The sequence below is a fragment of the Terasakiella sediminum genome (assembly GCF_033100395.1).
In the GTDB taxonomy this organism is placed as follows: Bacteria; Pseudomonadota; Alphaproteobacteria; order Rhodospirillales; family Terasakiellaceae; genus Terasakiella.
Window position 1 is genome coordinate 165,948 of sequence record NZ_JAWLVJ010000004.1, and the last position, 15,410, is coordinate 181,357.

At 50.5% G+C, this 15,410-nt stretch carries 17 protein-coding genes; 12 read left to right on the forward strand and 5 right to left on the reverse strand.

What is annotated here, in order from left to right; all coding sequences use genetic code 11:
- Positions 1-4: 4 nt before the first annotated feature.
- The 8 genes from nuoL (at position 5) to RYZ26_RS04550 (ending at position 8,942) form a co-directional block, all read left to right on the forward strand.
- Positions 5-1,960 carry an NADH-quinone oxidoreductase subunit L gene (gene nuoL / locus RYZ26_RS04515; protein WP_317681964.1) on the forward strand — a complete coding sequence of 652 codons (1,956 nt, stop codon included), beginning with the start codon at positions 5-7 and terminating at the stop codon, positions 1,958-1,960.
- 7 nt (positions 1,961-1,967) lie between these two features.
- Positions 1,968-3,482, forward strand: a complete 1,515-nt coding sequence (locus RYZ26_RS04520) for an NADH-quinone oxidoreductase subunit M (RefSeq protein ID WP_317681965.1) — start codon at positions 1,968-1,970, stop codon at positions 3,480-3,482.
- Between the two features lie 12 nt (positions 3,483-3,494).
- Positions 3,495-4,985 (forward strand): NADH-quinone oxidoreductase subunit NuoN, encoded by a 1,491-nt coding sequence (nuoN, locus tag RYZ26_RS04525; RefSeq protein ID WP_317681966.1) that lies wholly within the window; start codon positions 3,495-3,497, stop codon positions 4,983-4,985.
- Positions 4,986-5,014: 29 nt separating this feature from the next.
- Positions 5,015-5,758 carry a biotin--[acetyl-CoA-carboxylase] ligase gene (locus tag RYZ26_RS04530; RefSeq protein ID WP_317681967.1) on the forward strand — a complete coding sequence of 248 codons (744 nt, stop codon included), beginning with the start codon at positions 5,015-5,017 and terminating at the stop codon, positions 5,756-5,758.
- 9 nt (positions 5,759-5,767) lie between these two features.
- Positions 5,768-6,544: a type III pantothenate kinase gene (locus tag RYZ26_RS04535; protein WP_317681968.1), complete on the forward strand. Its 777-nt coding sequence runs from the start codon at positions 5,768-5,770 to the stop codon at positions 6,542-6,544.
- A complete protein-coding gene (locus tag RYZ26_RS04540; protein ID WP_317681969.1) occupies positions 6,541-8,208 on the forward strand; it encodes a ribonuclease J in 1,668 nt (555 codons plus the stop codon). The genes RYZ26_RS04535 and RYZ26_RS04540 overlap by 4 nt, the downstream gene beginning before the upstream one ends.
- A 12-nt stretch (positions 8,209-8,220) precedes the next feature.
- Positions 8,221-8,625, forward strand: coding sequence for a methylmalonyl-CoA epimerase (gene mce, locus RYZ26_RS04545; protein WP_317681970.1), 405 nt, complete (start codon positions 8,221-8,223; stop codon positions 8,623-8,625).
- Positions 8,626-8,702: 77 nt separating this feature from the next.
- Positions 8,703-8,942 carry a hypothetical protein gene (locus tag RYZ26_RS04550; protein WP_317681971.1) on the forward strand — a complete coding sequence of 80 codons (240 nt, stop codon included), beginning with the start codon at positions 8,703-8,705 and terminating at the stop codon, positions 8,940-8,942.
- On the opposite strand, the gene RYZ26_RS04555 is transcribed toward RYZ26_RS04550, so the two are convergent.
- Positions 8,933-9,172: a hypothetical protein gene (locus tag RYZ26_RS04555; RefSeq protein WP_317681972.1), complete on the reverse strand. Its 240-nt coding sequence runs from the start codon at positions 9,170-9,172 to the stop codon at positions 8,933-8,935. The genes RYZ26_RS04550 and RYZ26_RS04555 overlap by 10 nt on opposite strands.
- A gap of 87 nt (positions 9,173-9,259) precedes the next feature.
- Here RYZ26_RS04555 and RYZ26_RS04560 point away from each other — a divergent pair, with 87 nt between their 5' ends.
- The 4 genes from RYZ26_RS04560 to RYZ26_RS04575 all read left to right on the forward strand — a co-directional run bounded on the left by RYZ26_RS04560 (position 9,260) and on the right by RYZ26_RS04575 (position 13,046).
- The gene (locus RYZ26_RS04560) at positions 9,260-9,664 is read left to right on the forward strand and encodes a hypothetical protein (RefSeq protein ID WP_317681973.1); all 405 of its coding nucleotides are present in this window, start codon (positions 9,260-9,262) and stop codon (positions 9,662-9,664) included.
- Between the two features lie 75 nt (positions 9,665-9,739).
- Positions 9,740-11,050, forward strand: a complete 1,311-nt coding sequence (gene proS / locus RYZ26_RS04565) for a proline--tRNA ligase (RefSeq protein ID WP_317681974.1) — start codon at positions 9,740-9,742, stop codon at positions 11,048-11,050.
- 99 nt (positions 11,051-11,149) lie between these two features.
- Entirely contained in the window at positions 11,150-12,373 is a 1,224-nt protein-coding gene (locus tag RYZ26_RS04570) for a lipoprotein-releasing ABC transporter permease subunit (protein WP_317682025.1), read from the forward strand.
- Entirely contained in the window at positions 12,366-13,046 is a 681-nt protein-coding gene (locus tag RYZ26_RS04575) for an ABC transporter ATP-binding protein (protein ID WP_317681975.1), read from the forward strand. Before RYZ26_RS04570 ends, RYZ26_RS04575 begins: the two co-directional genes overlap by 8 nt.
- A 60-nt stretch (positions 13,047-13,106) precedes the next feature.
- Here RYZ26_RS04575 and RYZ26_RS04580 read toward each other — a convergent pair whose 3' ends face one another.
- From RYZ26_RS04580 to RYZ26_RS04595, 4 genes are read right to left on the reverse strand one after another with little or no spacing between them, the layout of a single operon-like run.
- The gene (locus RYZ26_RS04580) at positions 13,107-13,508 is read right to left on the reverse strand and encodes a CBS domain-containing protein (RefSeq protein ID WP_317681976.1); all 402 of its coding nucleotides are present in this window, start codon (positions 13,506-13,508) and stop codon (positions 13,107-13,109) included.
- On the reverse strand, positions 13,505-13,855 hold the full coding sequence (locus RYZ26_RS04585; RefSeq protein WP_317681977.1) for a P-II family nitrogen regulator: 351 nt from the start codon (positions 13,853-13,855) through the stop codon (positions 13,505-13,507). Before RYZ26_RS04585 ends, RYZ26_RS04580 begins: the two co-directional genes overlap by 4 nt.
- Positions 13,852-14,652: a DUF1538 domain-containing protein gene (locus RYZ26_RS04590; protein WP_317681978.1), complete on the reverse strand. Its 801-nt coding sequence runs from the start codon at positions 14,650-14,652 to the stop codon at positions 13,852-13,854. Before RYZ26_RS04590 ends, RYZ26_RS04585 begins: the two co-directional genes overlap by 4 nt.
- On the reverse strand, positions 14,649-15,392 hold the full coding sequence (locus RYZ26_RS04595; RefSeq protein WP_317681979.1) for a DUF1538 family protein: 744 nt from the start codon (positions 15,390-15,392) through the stop codon (positions 14,649-14,651). The genes RYZ26_RS04590 and RYZ26_RS04595 overlap by 4 nt, the downstream gene beginning before the upstream one ends.
- Positions 15,393-15,410 lie beyond the last annotated feature (18 nt).

Genomic DNA, 15,410 nt, shown 5'->3' on the forward strand with positions numbered 1-15,410 from the left:
AGATATGTATACTGCTGCTATTTTCCTGCCACTCGTCGGCTTTCTGATCGCAGGGTCTCTTGCGCTCTTTACGCCAGAAGACGAGAAAAAACGCAAAGCAAATGACCGTCTGGCGCAGGTTGTCACCTGTACAGGTCTTTTGATCTCTGCGGCTTTGGCTGTTGCTATCTTCTTTGACGTTGGCCTGAACGGCAACGCAAAGACGGTTCACCTTTTCACATGGATCCAGTCCGGTGATTTCGATGTGTCATGGGCGCTGCGTTTTGATACGCTGACCGCTGTCATGATGATCGTGGTCACGGGCGTTTCATCCATGGTTCATGTTTATGCCTGTGGCTATATGTCGCATGACCCGCAAATCCCGCGGTTCATGGCGTACCTGAGCCTCTTTACCTTCTGCATGTTGATGCTGATTACGGCTGATAACCTTCTGCAACTGTTCTTCGGTTGGGAAGGCGTAGGTCTGGCTTCTTATCTGCTGATCGGTTTCTGGTATCACAAACCTTCTGCCAACGCCGCGGCGATCAAGGCTTTCCTTGTAAACCGCGTCGGTGACTTTGGGTTTGCCCTTGGTATCTTTGCGACCTTCCTGTTATTCGGCACTGCCGATTTCGACACGATCTTTGCAGCGGTTCCGGGTCAGGCTGAGACCACCATCAACCTGTTTGGAACAGAATGGCATGCGATGACCATCATCTGTCTGCTGCTGTTTGTGGGTGCCATGGGTAAATCAGCCCAGTTGGGTCTGCACACCTGGCTGCCAGATGCGATGGAAGGTCCGACACCAGTGTCTGCCCTGATCCACGCGGCAACCATGGTAACAGCCGGCGTCTTTATGGTCGCGCGTCTGTCACCGATGTTTGAATATTCTGATACTGCGCTTGCGGTTGTCACTGTTGTGGGGGCTTCTACGGCGTTCTTTGCGGCGACAATCGGTTGTGTGCAGAACGACATCAAACGCGTGATTGCATATTCCACTTGTTCACAGCTTGGCTACATGTTCTTTGCCTGTGGTGTTTCTGCTTATTCTGCAGGCGTCTTCCACCTGATGACACACGGCTTCTTTAAAGCTCTGTTGTTCTTAGGTGCAGGTTCTGTCATCCACGCCATGTCAGATGAACAGGACATGCGCAACATGGGCGGCATCTGGAGCAAGATCAAACTGACCTATATCATGATGTGGATCGGTAGTTGGGCATTGGTGGGTCTGCCACCGTTTGCGGGCTATTTTTCCAAAGATATCGTGCTTGAAGCAGCCTTTGGTGCACATACAGCCGTTGGTACATTTGCGTTCTGGATGGGGATTGGTGCAGCCTTCATGACGGCCTTCTATTCATGGCGTCTGATCATCATGACCTTCCATGGCAAACCACGTGCAAATGACACGGTTATGGCTCACGTTCATGAAAGCCCGCCCATTATGACCATTCCGCTGTTTGTACTGGCCGTTGGCGCAATCTTCGCGGGTTGGCTCGGCTATGAAAACTTCGTTGGTCATAACGTTACAGAATTCTGGAATAACGCAATTCTGGTTCTTCCGTCGCATCCTGCACTTGATAACGCACATCATGTACCAGGCTGGGTCATTGCGGCGCCATTGGTTGTCACCGTTGCAGGTATTGTACTGGCTTATGTGCTTTACATGCTTGCCCCGTCTATTCCGGGCAAACTGGCAACCAACTTCAGCGGCATGTACAAGTTCCTGCTGAACAAATGGTACTGGGACGAACTCTATGACTTCCTGTTTGTCCGTCCGGCCTTCTATCTCGGTCGCGGCTTCTGGAAAGCAGGGGATGAAGAACTGATCGACGGCGTTGGTCCAAACGGCTTTGCCCGTGCAACCAAAGCCATTGCAGGCAAGGCTTCACGTCTCCAAACCGGTTATCTCTACCACTACGCATTTGTCATGCTGGTCGGGGCTGCCGTTCTTGTAACTTGGTATCTCTTCACGAAGGGCTGAAAGTAACATGAGTAATATTCCTCTTCTCACTTTTATCACCTTTCTGCCGCTCGCGGGCGTCGCCATGATCCTCTTGATGGTTCAGGGCGACGTGAAAGATGATAGCAAACGGGCAAAACTGATCGCGCTATGGACATCCCTGGCTACATTTTTGCTCTCTCTCGCACTCTGGTTTGGCTTTGATACCTCAACGGCTGAATTCCAGTTTGTTGAAAAAGTTGAATGGCTTCCAAGTATCGGTGTGAACTATCATATGGGTATTGATGGCATCTCCATGCTGTTTGTGCTGCTTTCCACATTGCTGACACCGATCTGTATCCTGTCAGCCTGGGATGCGGTAACAAAACGTGCCAAAGAATATATGATCTCGTTCCTCATTCTTGAGACAATGATGATCGGTATGTTCTGCGCCCTTGATATGATGTTATTCTACATCTTCTTCGAAGGCGTGCTGATCCCGATGTTTATCATCATCGGTGTCTGGGGCGGTCAAAACCGTATCTATGCGGCGTTCAAGCTGTTCTTGTACACACTGCTTGGCTCTGTTTTGATGCTGGTTGCAATGCTTGCCATGTATTGGGATGCGAACTCGTTCGACATTCCAACACTGATGAACCATAACTTCCCGGCGCAAATGCAAACCTGGATCTGGTTGGCGTTCTTTGCCTCCTTCGCGGTGAAAGTGCCGATGTGGCCCGTTCACACCTGGTTGCCGGATGCACACGTACAGGCACCAACGGCTGGTTCGGTTATTCTGGCAGGTGTTCTGTTGAAGATGGGGGGCTACGGTTTCTTGCGCTTCTCCATCCCGATGATGCCAATTGCCAGTGCGGATTTCACGCCCCTGATCTACACCTTGTCGATTGTCGCTGTGATCTACACCTCGCTGGTTGCCCTTGTTCAGGATGATATGAAGAAATTGATCGCCTATTCATCCATCGCACATATGGGTTTCGTGACCATCGGTGCCTTTACGGGCACAGTTCAGGGTGTTGAAGGTTCCATCTTCACCATGCTCAGCCACGGGATCGTTTCTGCTGCACTCTTCCTGATCGTGGGTGTGATCTATGATCGTATCCACACACGGGAAATTGCAGCTTATGGCGGTCTGGTGGATCGCATGCCGAAATATGCGGTGGTCTTCATGCTGTTTATGATGGCGTCTGTTGGCTTACCGGGCACATCCGGTTTCGTTGGTGAAATCCTTGTTCTGGTTGGTGTCTTCCAGGTTGATCAATGGGTTGCAGCGCTGGCTGCAACAGGTGCGATTTTGGGGGCAGCATATTCGCTTTACCTCTATCGTCGCATTGTCTTTGGGGCGCTGACAAAAGATAGCCTCAAAGCCATTCTGGATATGAACCGACGCGAAGTTCTGGTTTTCGCACCGCTGATCTTCCTGACGCTATTTGCGGGTGTTTATCCGCAGCCGTTCCTGGATGTAATGCATGCTTCCGTCGAAAACCTCGTCAACAACTACCATGCTGCTTTGGACGCTGCCGGCGTCAAAGTGGCTGCACAATAGGAGTAGGCACCCATGAGTGAGCTTCCAAATCTCACCCCGGCACTGCCGGAAATCTTCATGGCCTGTGTTGCCATGGCTCTTTTGATGGTCGGTGTCTTTATGAAGGGGGATGCAAAATCAGTAACCCGCTTCGTATCCTACCTGGCAACAGGTGCGATGATCCTGACTTTGTTGTTGGTGACAACGTTCAGCACAACAGCAGGTACAACCTTTAACGGCCTGTTTATTACAGGGGCGTTCCCGGCCTTTTCCAAGGTTTTAATCCTTGGGGCCAGCGCCCTGACCCTGTTGATGTCACGCGATTTCTTTGAAAACGCCAACGTCACCCGTTTTGAATATCCAATCCTCGCCATGCTTGCGACCTTGGGTATGATGATGATGGTATCAGCCAACGACCTGATCGCCCTTTATATGGGGCTGGAACTGCAGTCACTGTCTTTGTATGTGATGGCTTCCATCATGCGTAACGACCTGCGTTCCACAGAATCAGGCTTGAAATACTTCGTTCTTGGTGCTTTGGCTTCCGGTATGTTGCTTTATGGCTCCAGTCTGGTTTACGGCTTTGCAGGGACGACGAACTTCGAAACGATGGCTTCCATGTTTGGTGCTGAACAAGGCGTTCACGGTCCAAACGTTGGCCTGATCTTCGGGATCGTCTTTGTGATGGTTGGTCTGGCCTTTAAAGTATCGGCTGTTCCTTTCCACATGTGGACACCGGACGTTTATGAAGGTGCACCAACACCTGTCACCGCTTTCTTTGCCTCTGCACCGAAGGTGGCTGCCTTGTCGTTATTTGTGTACGTCATGATGGGGGCCTTTGGGGATCTGGCCGCACAGTGGCAGCAAATCGTGATCTTCATCTCGGTTGCTTCCATGGTGCTGGGTGCCTTTGCAGCAGTTGTTCAGACCAACATCAAACGTCTGATGGCTTATTCTTCCATCGGTAACGTGGGTTATATGCTGATCGGTCTGGCTGTTGGTGGCGCGGTTGCAAGCGGCGTTGAAACACAGCAAAGCGGTATTGAAGGTATGCTGGTTTATCTGACCATCTATATCATCATGACGCTTGGTACATTCGGCTGTATCCTTGCCATGAAGCGCGGCGGCACACAGGTTGAAAATATCAACGATCTGGCTGGCCTTTCCAAATCCAACCCCATGATGGCGGCAGCGCTCGCGATCTTTATGTTCTCCATGGCGGGTATTCCGCCACTGGCCGGGTTCTTTGGTAAGCTTTATGTCTTCCAATCTGCCCTGCAGGCCGGTCTGGTGACCTTGGCTGTGATCGGTGTGCTGTCTTCTGTTGTCGGTTGTTACTATTACATCCGTATCATCAAGATCATGTATTTTGACGATGCCGAAGAAGACCTGGATCGCAAAGTCGGTACAGAAATTTCAATGGTTGTGGCGGCGTCCGCAGTTGTTGTACTGGCCTTCTTTATCTATCCCGCCCTGATTACGGACGGTGCCGCAGCCGCTGCTGCTGGCCTGTTTGCCGGATAATGGGTACGTCAGATATATTTGACATCAAAATGCCGTCAGCTTTTCAGCTGGCGGCTTTTGAGTCTCTGGACAGCACCAATGATGAATTGCGACGCCGTGCAATGGATGGTGCTGTTTCCAATACCGTTATCGCCGCCCTTGAACAGACAAAGGGCAGGGGCCGTCGTGGTCGCACCTGGGTGAGTGAGCCAGGCAACCTCTTTTGTTCCATCCTGCAAAAACCAAATGTGTCAATGGCAGAAGCCGCCAAGGCAAGTTTTGTCAGCGCACTTGCCATCCATGATGCCATCAAGGAAGCCGTTGGCGATTTTGATTGCGACGTGCAATGCAAATGGCCCAATGACATTCTTGTTGATGGCTATAAAGTTTCCGGCATATTGCTGGAATCACAGGCACAAACCGGGCGAAATCAACTTGATTGGCTGATCATTGGAATCGGCATAAATTTGAACCATTCTCCCGCTGATACGCCTTATCCAAGTGGATATATTAACGCTTATCGCGATAAATCCATAAATCCCGCAGAAATGCTTGAAATCCTGCTGCGTCATTTCCAACTTTGGTTTGAACGCTGGGAAACGTTGGGTTTCCAAGCAATTAGAGACGCCTGGCTGGAACGCGCCAAAGGGCTGGGGAAGACAATAACCGTTAATTTAAGCAACGAGAAATTGATCGGAACCTTTGAAACCCTTGACCATGACGGGGCGCTTGTCCTACAGACACCCACAGGACAGCGGGTCATTACCGCTGGTGATGTGTTTTTCGGGACTTAAGGATTTAAAATGCTTTTAGCCATCGATTCAGGGAACACCAACACCGTTTTTGCCGTCTTTGACGAAGACGGAACCGTGCGGGGTGAATGGCGCAGTTCAACAAACGCCAATAGAACAGCGGATGAATTTGCCGTCTGGCTGTCTCAACTCATGAGCTTTGAAGACATAAAACCGTCCGACATCACAAATGCCATCATCGCGACCGTTGTACCTGCAATGCTGTTTAGCCTGCAGACATTGTGCCGTAAATATTTCAAGGTCGAACCCCTCGTTGTGGGCGAAGACAGTGTAAAGCTTGGGATCGAAGTTTTCCTGGACCGCCCGGAAGAAGTTGGTGCTGACCGCTTGGTAAATGCCATTGCCGCCCACGAAGTCTATGAGGGTGCACTAATCGTCATCGATTTCGGCACAGCAACCACGTTTGATGTGGTCGATGCAGACGGCAATTACTGTGGTGGTGCCATTGCGCCGGGGATCAACCTGTCTTTGGAAGCTTTGCACATGGCCGCAGCCAAACTGCCCCGCGTCGCCATTGGGCGTCCTGAAAAGGCCATCGGCAAAGGCACAACAACGGCAATGCAATCCGGGATTTTCTGGGGCTATATAGGTATGATCGAAGGGCTAACCCAACGTATGAAAGATGAATTTGGCGCAGATATGACCGTGATTGCCACAGGTGGTCTTTCCTCCCTGTTTGCCAAATATACCAACGTCATCCAACACAGTGATACCGAACTGACCCTTCGCGGCCTCCTTGCAATTTACAAAAGAAATCAAAACGCATGAGCAAAAAAGAACTTGTCTTCATCCCCTTAGGCGGTGCTGGTGAAATCGGCATGAACCTGAACCTCTATGGCTATGGTAAACCAGAGGAAGAAGACTGGCTCATCGTTGACTACGGGATCACTTTTGGTGATGACACCACGCCTGGCATCGATGTCATCCTGCCAGACCCGACCTTTATTGAACAACGTCGCGACAAACTGCTGGGCATGGTCTTGACCCATGGGCACGAAGACCATATTGGTGCGCTTGCCTATATGTGGGAACGGGTGCAATGCCCGATCTACTGCACACCTTTCACTGCATCATTGGCGCGCGGTAAATTAAAAGAAGCTGGCTTCGGCCATCTTGAAGATATCATTCATGAAATTCCAGTCGGCGGCAGTTTCGAGCTCGGCCCGTTTCAGGTAGAATTCATCACCTTTACCCATTCCATCCTGGAACCAAACGCCCTTGCCATTCGTACAGACGAGGGCACAGTGGTTCATACAGGGGACTGGAAACTGGATGACGGGCCGGTTATCGGACGTACTACTGATGTGGACCGTTTGAGCCAGATCGGCAAAGATGGCGTCCTGGCCCTTATCTGTGATTCCACCAACGTCTTTTCCGAAGGTAAGACCGGGTCGGAAGAAGACCTGGAAGCCAGCCTGATCGACCTGATTGGGGAACATAAAGAAGGCAAGGTGGTTGTGACCTGCTTTGCTTCCAACCTTGCACGCCTCCATACCATTGCCGTTGCAGCCAAAGCCAATGGCCGTCAGATCGTTGTGTCCGGTCGATCATTCGCAAAAATGATGGATGCGGCACAATCCAATGGCTATATGCTGGATACACCTGAATTCCTGCCAGAAGATCGCGCCCCACACATCCCCAATGATGAATTGCTTGTCATCTGTACAGGGTCTCAAGGGGAACCGCGCGCGGCACTGGCCCGTATTGCCAGCGGTAATCACAAGAATATCTCACTTGGTGATGGCGATACCGTGATCTTTTCGTCACGGACCATCCCGGGCAATGAACGTTCCATCTATCGCATCCAGAATGAACTGGCGCGAAAAGGCTGTAAGATCATCACCTCCCAAGACCATTTCGTCCATGTCTCCGGTCATCCGGCACGTGATGAATTGCGCGAACTTTTCCGCCGTGTACGCCCTGAAATCGCTGTCCCCGTCCATGGGGAATTTCGCCATCTGCAGGAACATGCAGCCCTGGCTGAAGAATGCGGTGTACAGAAAACATTCGTTATTGAAAACGGCAATGTCGTCAAACTTGAAAGCGACATGCCATGTATCATTGATGAAGTTGAAACAGGTCGCCTCGCCTGGGAAGGCCGCCGTGCAGTCCCGATGAAATCAGAAGTCGTTCAAAGCCGCAAACGTGCGCTATTTAACGGTTCTGCCGTCGCATCCATTGTTGTAGATAAAGACGGCCAGATGCTGTCTGATCCGATTGTGACCACCGAAGGTCTGTTGGACCCGGAAGGCGACGACGACTTGTGGGACGATCTGTTTGATATTATCTATAACACGGTTGAAACAATGCCCAAGCGGGATCGTAAAGACGATGCTGTTTTGGAAGAAACCCTGCGACTGAATGTGCGTCGCTGGTTTAGAAGTTCGTTTGGCAAACGTGCCATTACCCATATCCACCTGATCCGCGTATAGGAGTTCTTAGACATGATCGGACGTTTAAATCACATCGCCATTGCTGTGCCAGACCTGGAAGCAGCCTCTAAAACTTATGCTCAAACACTGGGTGCAAAAGTAAACCCACCGCAGGATGAGCCTGATCACGGTGTGACCGTTGTTTTTGTTGAACTGCCAAACACCAAGGTTGAGCTGCTCTACCCGCTGGGCGAAAACTCCCCGATCCAAGGCTTCCTGGACAAAAACCCGGCTGGCGGCATCCACCACATCTGTTACGAAGTTGATGACATCATCGAAGCACGTGACAAACTGAAAGCTGAAGGTGCGCGCGTTCTGGGTTCTGGTGAACCTAAGATCGGTGCCCACGGCAATCCTGTTCTCTTCCTGCACCCAAAAGATTTCAACGGTGCCTTGGTTGAACTGGAACAAGCTTAATCATCAAGCAATGTGTCCCGGCAAAGGCCGGGACCTTTCGGTCAGGAGATTTGCGGCCTTCGCCGGAAAACAGACATATGAGTTTTGGTCAGACAGAGAGCATTCTGCTTGTTGCGTTCGCCGCATTATGGTGGCTGTTTTACTTCGCCGTCAAAATGCGGGCTGACCAAAAATATATGAAAAGCGACCAGAATGAAGACATGCGCCCCTGTATGGGGTGCATGGTCACTCAATCGGCTATGATGGCCGCCGCCACATTGGCAATCCTGTTTGGCATCTATGCCATGGAACTGGTTAGCTTTAACCGTCAGCCCTGAGTTTTGCCATAAATCCGTTTCATCACTTCTGATGAACTTTCTGCATGGGATATAATTTGTTCCATCAGCCCCAGAATATACATGTTGTTGGTAATGACTTCCTGCACTTCCGGGCGAGGGTCAGAATGCATTTCATTGACGCGGGTGATGATATCGCCGCGGATCATGCGAAACACATCTTCAAGTGTATGACCGTCCGGGTTTTCTTTTGAAACAAGTAGTTTTGTCATCTTTTTCTCCCTGATTATGTTGGTTTTATTGTATATTTAATATCGACAATGTACATCCAAATTCCAACAACCCGATATGGGGGCCACATGCGCGTTCTTCTATTTGGTCTTTTTACTTTTCTCATTGCCCCGGCTCAGGCAGATGAAATTGAAAATGCTGTTTCCATCACTGAAAAAGAATGCCGCAAGCTCATTCGGCTAAATAGCATCAATGGGGCGGAATATGTCCCCGGCGTAGACGCCTATGGGCGCAAGGTTGTTGGGGCTGATTTACATGGCGGGCATAAAATCAAAATCCCAAAAGAGATTACCTTCGACCTTGGAATCGATCTGGCTGAAAAATATAATCTGGGCGACGGCTTTTATGGCAAAGCCAACTTGGGCAACGTCACCGTTAAGGGCAGAAATGTCTATTGGAACGGCAAAAAACTGGGCCAGAATGAAAATGACGCCGCCCTTGAAGCCTGTCTTGCACAATATGGTCAAAAATAACAACGATTTCGTTGCGTTTAGCCATGGCTTTAACTAAAGTCTGGATCAACTAATTTCATTGATCTGAGTATTGTCATGCGTCTTTCAAAATATTTCCTTCCGACCCTCAAAGAAAACCCTTCAGAAGCCCAAATCGTCTCGCATCGCCTGATGCTGCGCGCCGGTATGATCCGCCAATCTTCGGCTGGTATCTATTCCTGGCTTCCCATGGGTCTGCGCGTGCTGCGTAACATCGAAAAAATCGTCCGTGAAGAACAGGACCGCGCAGGCTGTCAGGAACTGTTGATGCCGACAATTCAGCCCGCTGAACTGTGGCAGGCCTCAGGTCGTTATGACGATTACGGCAAAGAAATGCTGCGTATCGAAGACCGTCATGGCCGTGACATGCTTTATGGCCCAACCAACGAAGAACAGATCACTGAGATCGTGAAGATGGAATGTCAGTCTTACAAAGACATGCCAAAGATGCTCTATCACATTCAGTGGAAATTCCGCGACGAAGTTCGTCCACGCTTCGGCATCATGCGTGGCCGTGAATTCCTGATGAAAGACAGCTATTCCTTTGATCTGGATTACGAATCTTCAAAACGCGCCTACAACAAAATGTTTGTTGCCTACCTGCGCACCTTCGACCGCCTCGGCCTGAAAGGTATCCCGATGCGCGCCGATACAGGTCCAATCGGTGGTGATCTGTCTCACGAATTCCTGGTGCTGGCAGAAACAGGCGAGTCCGGCGTTTTCGTTCATAAAGACGTGCTGGAATTTGACATTCCGGGTGATGATGTGGATTACGAAGGTGACCTGCAGCCGATCGTTGATAAATGGACGTCACTTTACGCCGCCACAGACGAAAAACACGAAGAAGGCGTAGAATCTGAACTGGGTGACAAGCTGCTGAGTGCGCGTGGCATCGAAGTTGGTCATATCTTCCACTTCGGCACCAAATATTCTGAACCCATGGGTGCCAAAGTGACCAACCAGGACGGTGAAGAAATCGCCCTGCAAATGGGTTCTTACGGCATTGGTGTTTCCCGCCTGATCGGTGCGATCATCGAAGCCAGCCATGACGATAACGGCATCATCTGGCCGGAATCTGTTGCGCCTTACAAAGTTGGCCTGATCAATCTGAAAACAGGTAATGAAGAATGTGATGCGGTTTGTGACACGCTTTATAAAGAGCTGAACGCAAAAGGCTGTGACACCCTTTATGACGACACAAAAGGCGGTGCGGGTGCCAAATTCAACAATATGGACCTGATTGGTCTGCCTTGGCAGGTTGTGATCGGTCCACGTGGTCTGAAAAACGGTGTAGCCGAAGTTAAAAACCGCGCCACAGGTGAAAAAGAAGAAGTCGCCATCGACGATCTGATTGCGAAATTCTGCTAAGGTGTGTCCCGGCGAAGGCCGGGACCTCTTTCCAACAAGATTCCGGCCTTCGCCGGAATACATAAAAGGGAAACCAACGTGTTCAAAGCATTTGAATGGATGATGGCCGCGCGCTACCTCCGGGCAAGACGACGTGAGGGCTTCGTGTCCGTCATCGCCTGGTTTTCCCTTCTTGGGATTGCCTTGGGTGTGGCAACGCTGATCATCGTCATGTCGGTCATGAATGGCTTTCGTGAAGAACTTCTAAGCCGTATTCTGGGCATCAACGGCCATATCAACGTTTATGGCCAGACCCAGACCATCCCTGATTACCCGCAACTGGCCGCCAAGCTTAAAGAAGTCGATGGCGTTGTCACTGTCACCCCCATGATCGAAGGTCAGGTGATGGCAACGGGGAAGGGTGCATCCAGCGGGGCCATGGTCCGTGGTTTAACAGCTGATGACTTTATGAAACGTGATTTGCTGTCCAAAAGCGTCAAATCAGGTTCTCTCAACCTCTTTGAACAGGGCGAAGGCGTTATTGTTGGTTCCCGCCTTGCGTCCAAACTCGGGCTTTGGGTTGGTGATAAAATCACGCTGATTTCGCCTAAGGGCAATGTCACCGCCTTTGGCACCGTGCCACGCATGCGCGCATATACCATTGCGGCAACATTTGATATCGGCATGTATGAGTATGATTCATCCTTTGTTTTCATGCCGTTAAAATCTGCGCAGAATTATTTCCGCGTCAATGGTGTAAACTATCTCGAAGTCATGACACCTTCTGCAACAAGCGCTGATGACGTCACTTATGATATCCGTCGTGAAATGGGTCGCTTTGGCATGCGTCCTGTGGATTGGAAACGCACAAACGCCAGCTTCTTTAACGCACTTCAGGTGGAACGCAATGTGATGTTCATGATCCTGACGTTGATAATCATTGTAGCGGCCTTTAACATCATTTCCGGCCTGATCATGCTGGTTAAAGACAAAGGCAAAGACATCGCCATCCTGCGTACCATGGGCGCAAGCAGGGGCAGTATCATGCGGATATTCTTTATTTCCGGGGCCAGTGTCGGCGTTTTCGGAACCTTTGGCGGCTTTATCCTGGGCTTGGCATTTTCTGAAAATATCGAAACCATCCGCCGCTGGATTGAATCTTTAAGCGGAACGGAGCTGTTTGCGGCAGAAATTTACTTCCTGTCCCAACTTCCGGCAATCGTGGATTATCGCGAAGTCGGTCTGGTGGTTGCCATGGGCTTGGGCTTGTCATTCCTGGCAACCCTTTATCCGTCCTGGCGGGCCGCCCGTCTAGATCCGGTGGAGGCACTCCGCTATGAGTAATCCTGTTCTTAAACTGGAAAACCTGACCCGCAGCTTCAAGCAGGGCGCAGAAGAACTCCATATCCTGAAAGCTGCCAATCTGACCATCAATCCGGGAGAGATTGTCGCCCTTGTTGGCCCCAGCGGGGCAGGGAAATCTACCCTGCTGCAAACCGCAGGATTGCTGGAAAAACCTGATAGCGGCCAGATTTATCTGGATGGCAATGAAGCCAGTGCCTTAAAAGATGATGCCAAAACAAAATTGCGCCGCCATCATCTGGGCTTTGTTTATCAATATCACCATCTGCTACCGGAATTTTCAGCCGTTGAAAATATCGTCATCCCGCAGATGATTACGGGTAAATCCAGGTCCGATGCCCGCATGCGCGCCAATGAACTTCTGGATGCTGTCTCCCTATCCAAACGCGGCGAACACCGCCCGGCTGAACTTTCAGGTGGAGAACAGCAACGCGTTGCAATTGCCCGCGCGCTTGCCAATAAACCAAAGCTATTGCTGGCGGACGAGCCCACGGGAAACCTGGACCCTGCCACATCTGACCATGTTTTCGGCCTGCTACTGAATGAGGTCAGGAAAGAGGGGCTGGCCGCACTCATCGCAACCCACAACCCGACACTGGCTTCCAAGATGGATCGCATCATCAAACTGGAAGACGGTCATCTGATCGAACAATAAAAAACAGCCCCTGCATCAGGATAGGGGCTGTTTTCTTCTGATCAGCATTTTTAAACGGTCTTAGCTTTCCTCGTACCCAAGAACCATGTCGCGCAGCGTCACGATCCCGACCGGGTTGCGATCATGGTCAATAACGACGGCGCGTGACACACTGTAACGTACCAGAAGACGAACAGCATATTTGATGTTCATTTCCGCAGGCACGGTCAGAACAGGCTTTGTCATAATTTCATAAACGCCTGTGCGTTCTGCAGACTTATCCGTTGCCACAACTTCGCGGGCAATATCGCGGATGGTCAGCATGCCAAATTCGTCGCTTTCATCTTTTCTTTCCACAACGAGAGAGGCAACCTTCGCGGTTTTAATCATCTCAATCGCTTCTGCGACTGTGGCAATCCGCCCGATTGTCTTTACATCCGGCGTCATTACGTCGCTTACGCGCACAAAAGATTTCTCAGTCATACATCACCTGCTATTTCTTCCATAATTTTTGGCAATTGGGTTTTAAGCCCGACGGCGTCTTCAATGTCTATTTGAAAGGCAAGACCTGCGCCTTGCTCTTCGTCAAAATTTCCGGCCTTGCAAATGGTTTCCAGAATTTTACGCCCATATGTACCTGCGACCAAAAACAGGATCACATCACGGTTAGAGCTCAATTCCAGGCCCATAAAGCCTTTTTCTGGCGTCATACCCTCACCACGGACCGAACTGATGGTCGTGGCCCCTGTAGCACCTGCTTCACGCGCGGCTTCGATCACCTCGTCCGTTTTGCTGGTATCCACCATTGCGACGATTAATTTTAAGTTCATGCTTCACTCCCTGATGACGAAGCGTCTGCTTTTACTTTGGCACGTTTTGCCCGCCATTCGGCCAGCAACGCATATGCCAGTACAGACATAATTGGAAAGACACTTGCAAAGGCAATCAGCCCGAAACCGTCCAGCAAAGGACTGCGCCCCGGTACTGTTGATGCCAAGCCAAGACCAAGGGCGGCCACAACCGGAACAGTCACGGTTGATGTCGTCACCCCGCCACTGTCATAGGCCAGCGGAATAATGGTCTTTGCTGCAAAGAATGTTTGAACAATAACGACGACATAGCCAACCATAATATAGATCGGCAGCGGCGTCCCTGTAACGATACGAAAGGCCCCGAGCGATACGCCAATGGCAACCCCGATGGCAACAGCTGCACGCAAGCCCCAGGCGCTGATATTTCCGCCTGAAATTTCTTCTGCTTTAATTGCAACGGCAATAAGCGAGGGTTCTGCCACCGTTGTTGAAAACCCGATGGCAGCTGCGAAAATATAGACCCAGTAATAATCTGTCCAGGTCAGCGTGGTCGCATCACCACCTGCACCAAGAAATTTCGGGTCAGACAACTGGGTTGCCATGGTTTCACCCAGCGGGAACAAGGCCTGTTCCAGCCCTACAAGAAACAGCGTCAGGCCCAAAAGCACATAGACAAACCCGATGATGATCTTTTTGAAGTTCGGGATTTTCTTTCGAATGACAATAAACTGAAACCCCAACAGGATCGCGATGATCGGTAAAACATCACGGCCCGTTGAAACGGCAGCATTAAAGATATCTACAATCCAGTTCATTTCATCACCATCCCAAACAACAGGACAAAGATCATCGGCGTCAAACTGGCAAAGGCGATCAAACCGAAACCATCAATCATGGGGTTACGCCCCCGAATGGTATGGGCCAGTCCCACCCCCAGTGCGGTCACCAGTGGTACGGTCACTGTCGATGTGGTTACGCCCCCACTATCATACGCGATTCCAACGATTTCGGCTGGTGCAAAATTTGTAATAATGATCACAAGTATGTAACCGCCAATGATAAAATACTGGATCGGCCAGCCTTTAAGAATACGGAACACGCCAAGGACAATGGCAAAACCGACCGAAAGCGCCACAACCATACGCAATTCCAAGGCATATTTGGCCTGCGCAGCCTCGGTTAAGGCAATATGTCCACCCTTAGCAGCAATCTCTGCAGCCTCAGCCGCCACCGCGATCAGGGCAGGTTCTGCAACCGTTGTCCCGAACCCGAGACAGAAAGCGAAAGAGAGTAGGGCGACAAGGCTGCCTTTTCTGGCAAAAGCATTCGCCATACTTTCCCCAAGCGGAAAAAGACCCATCTCAAGCCCTTGAATAAACAGAGTCAGCCCTAAAACCACCAGAAACAGGCCGGGAATCACGCGATCAAGATTGGGGAATGGTTGTTGCAAGACAACGATCTGGAAGAAGGCGATCACAAGTATGATCGGCGCCAAATCCCGCAATGCCCCTAAAAAAAGGGTAAGGAATTGCTTAATGCCTGCATTCATACTCATCTATCAACCATGCCTTTA

Coding starts and splice junctions, on each gene's coding strand:
- RYZ26_RS04535 (WP_317681968.1), top strand. CDS start 5,768: ATGCTTTTAGCCATCGATTCAGGGAACACCAACACCGTTTTTGCCGTC.
- RYZ26_RS04585 (WP_317681977.1), bottom strand. CDS start 13,855: ATGAACTTAAAATTAATCGTCGCAATGGTGGATACCAGCAAAACGGAC.
- RYZ26_RS04595 (WP_317681979.1), bottom strand. CDS start 15,392: ATGAGTATGAATGCAGGCATTAAGCAATTCCTTACCCTTTTTTTAGGG.
- nuoN (WP_317681966.1), top strand. CDS start 3,495: ATGAGTGAGCTTCCAAATCTCACCCCGGCACTGCCGGAAATCTTCATG.
- RYZ26_RS04555 (WP_317681972.1), bottom strand. CDS start 9,172: ATGACAAAACTACTTGTTTCAAAAGAAAACCCGGACGGTCATACACTT.
- RYZ26_RS04580 (WP_317681976.1), bottom strand. CDS start 13,508: ATGACTGAGAAATCTTTTGTGCGCGTAAGCGACGTAATGACGCCGGAT.
- RYZ26_RS04540 (WP_317681969.1), top strand. CDS start 6,541: ATGAGCAAAAAAGAACTTGTCTTCATCCCCTTAGGCGGTGCTGGTGAA.
- mce (WP_317681970.1), top strand. CDS start 8,221: ATGATCGGACGTTTAAATCACATCGCCATTGCTGTGCCAGACCTGGAA.
- RYZ26_RS04530 (WP_317681967.1), top strand. CDS start 5,015: ATGCCGTCAGCTTTTCAGCTGGCGGCTTTTGAGTCTCTGGACAGCACC.
- RYZ26_RS04550 (WP_317681971.1), top strand. CDS start 8,703: ATGAGTTTTGGTCAGACAGAGAGCATTCTGCTTGTTGCGTTCGCCGCA.
- RYZ26_RS04560 (WP_317681973.1), top strand. CDS start 9,260: ATGCGCGTTCTTCTATTTGGTCTTTTTACTTTTCTCATTGCCCCGGCT.
- RYZ26_RS04590 (WP_317681978.1), bottom strand. CDS start 14,652: ATGAACTGGATTGTAGATATCTTTAATGCTGCCGTTTCAACGGGCCGT.
- RYZ26_RS04570 (WP_317682025.1), top strand. CDS start 11,150: ATGATGGCCGCGCGCTACCTCCGGGCAAGACGACGTGAGGGCTTCGTG.
- nuoL (WP_317681964.1), top strand. CDS start 5: ATGTATACTGCTGCTATTTTCCTGCCACTCGTCGGCTTTCTGATCGCA.
- RYZ26_RS04520 (WP_317681965.1), top strand. CDS start 1,968: ATGAGTAATATTCCTCTTCTCACTTTTATCACCTTTCTGCCGCTCGCG.
- RYZ26_RS04575 (WP_317681975.1), top strand. CDS start 12,366: ATGAGTAATCCTGTTCTTAAACTGGAAAACCTGACCCGCAGCTTCAAG.
- proS (WP_317681974.1), top strand. CDS start 9,740: ATGCGTCTTTCAAAATATTTCCTTCCGACCCTCAAAGAAAACCCTTCA.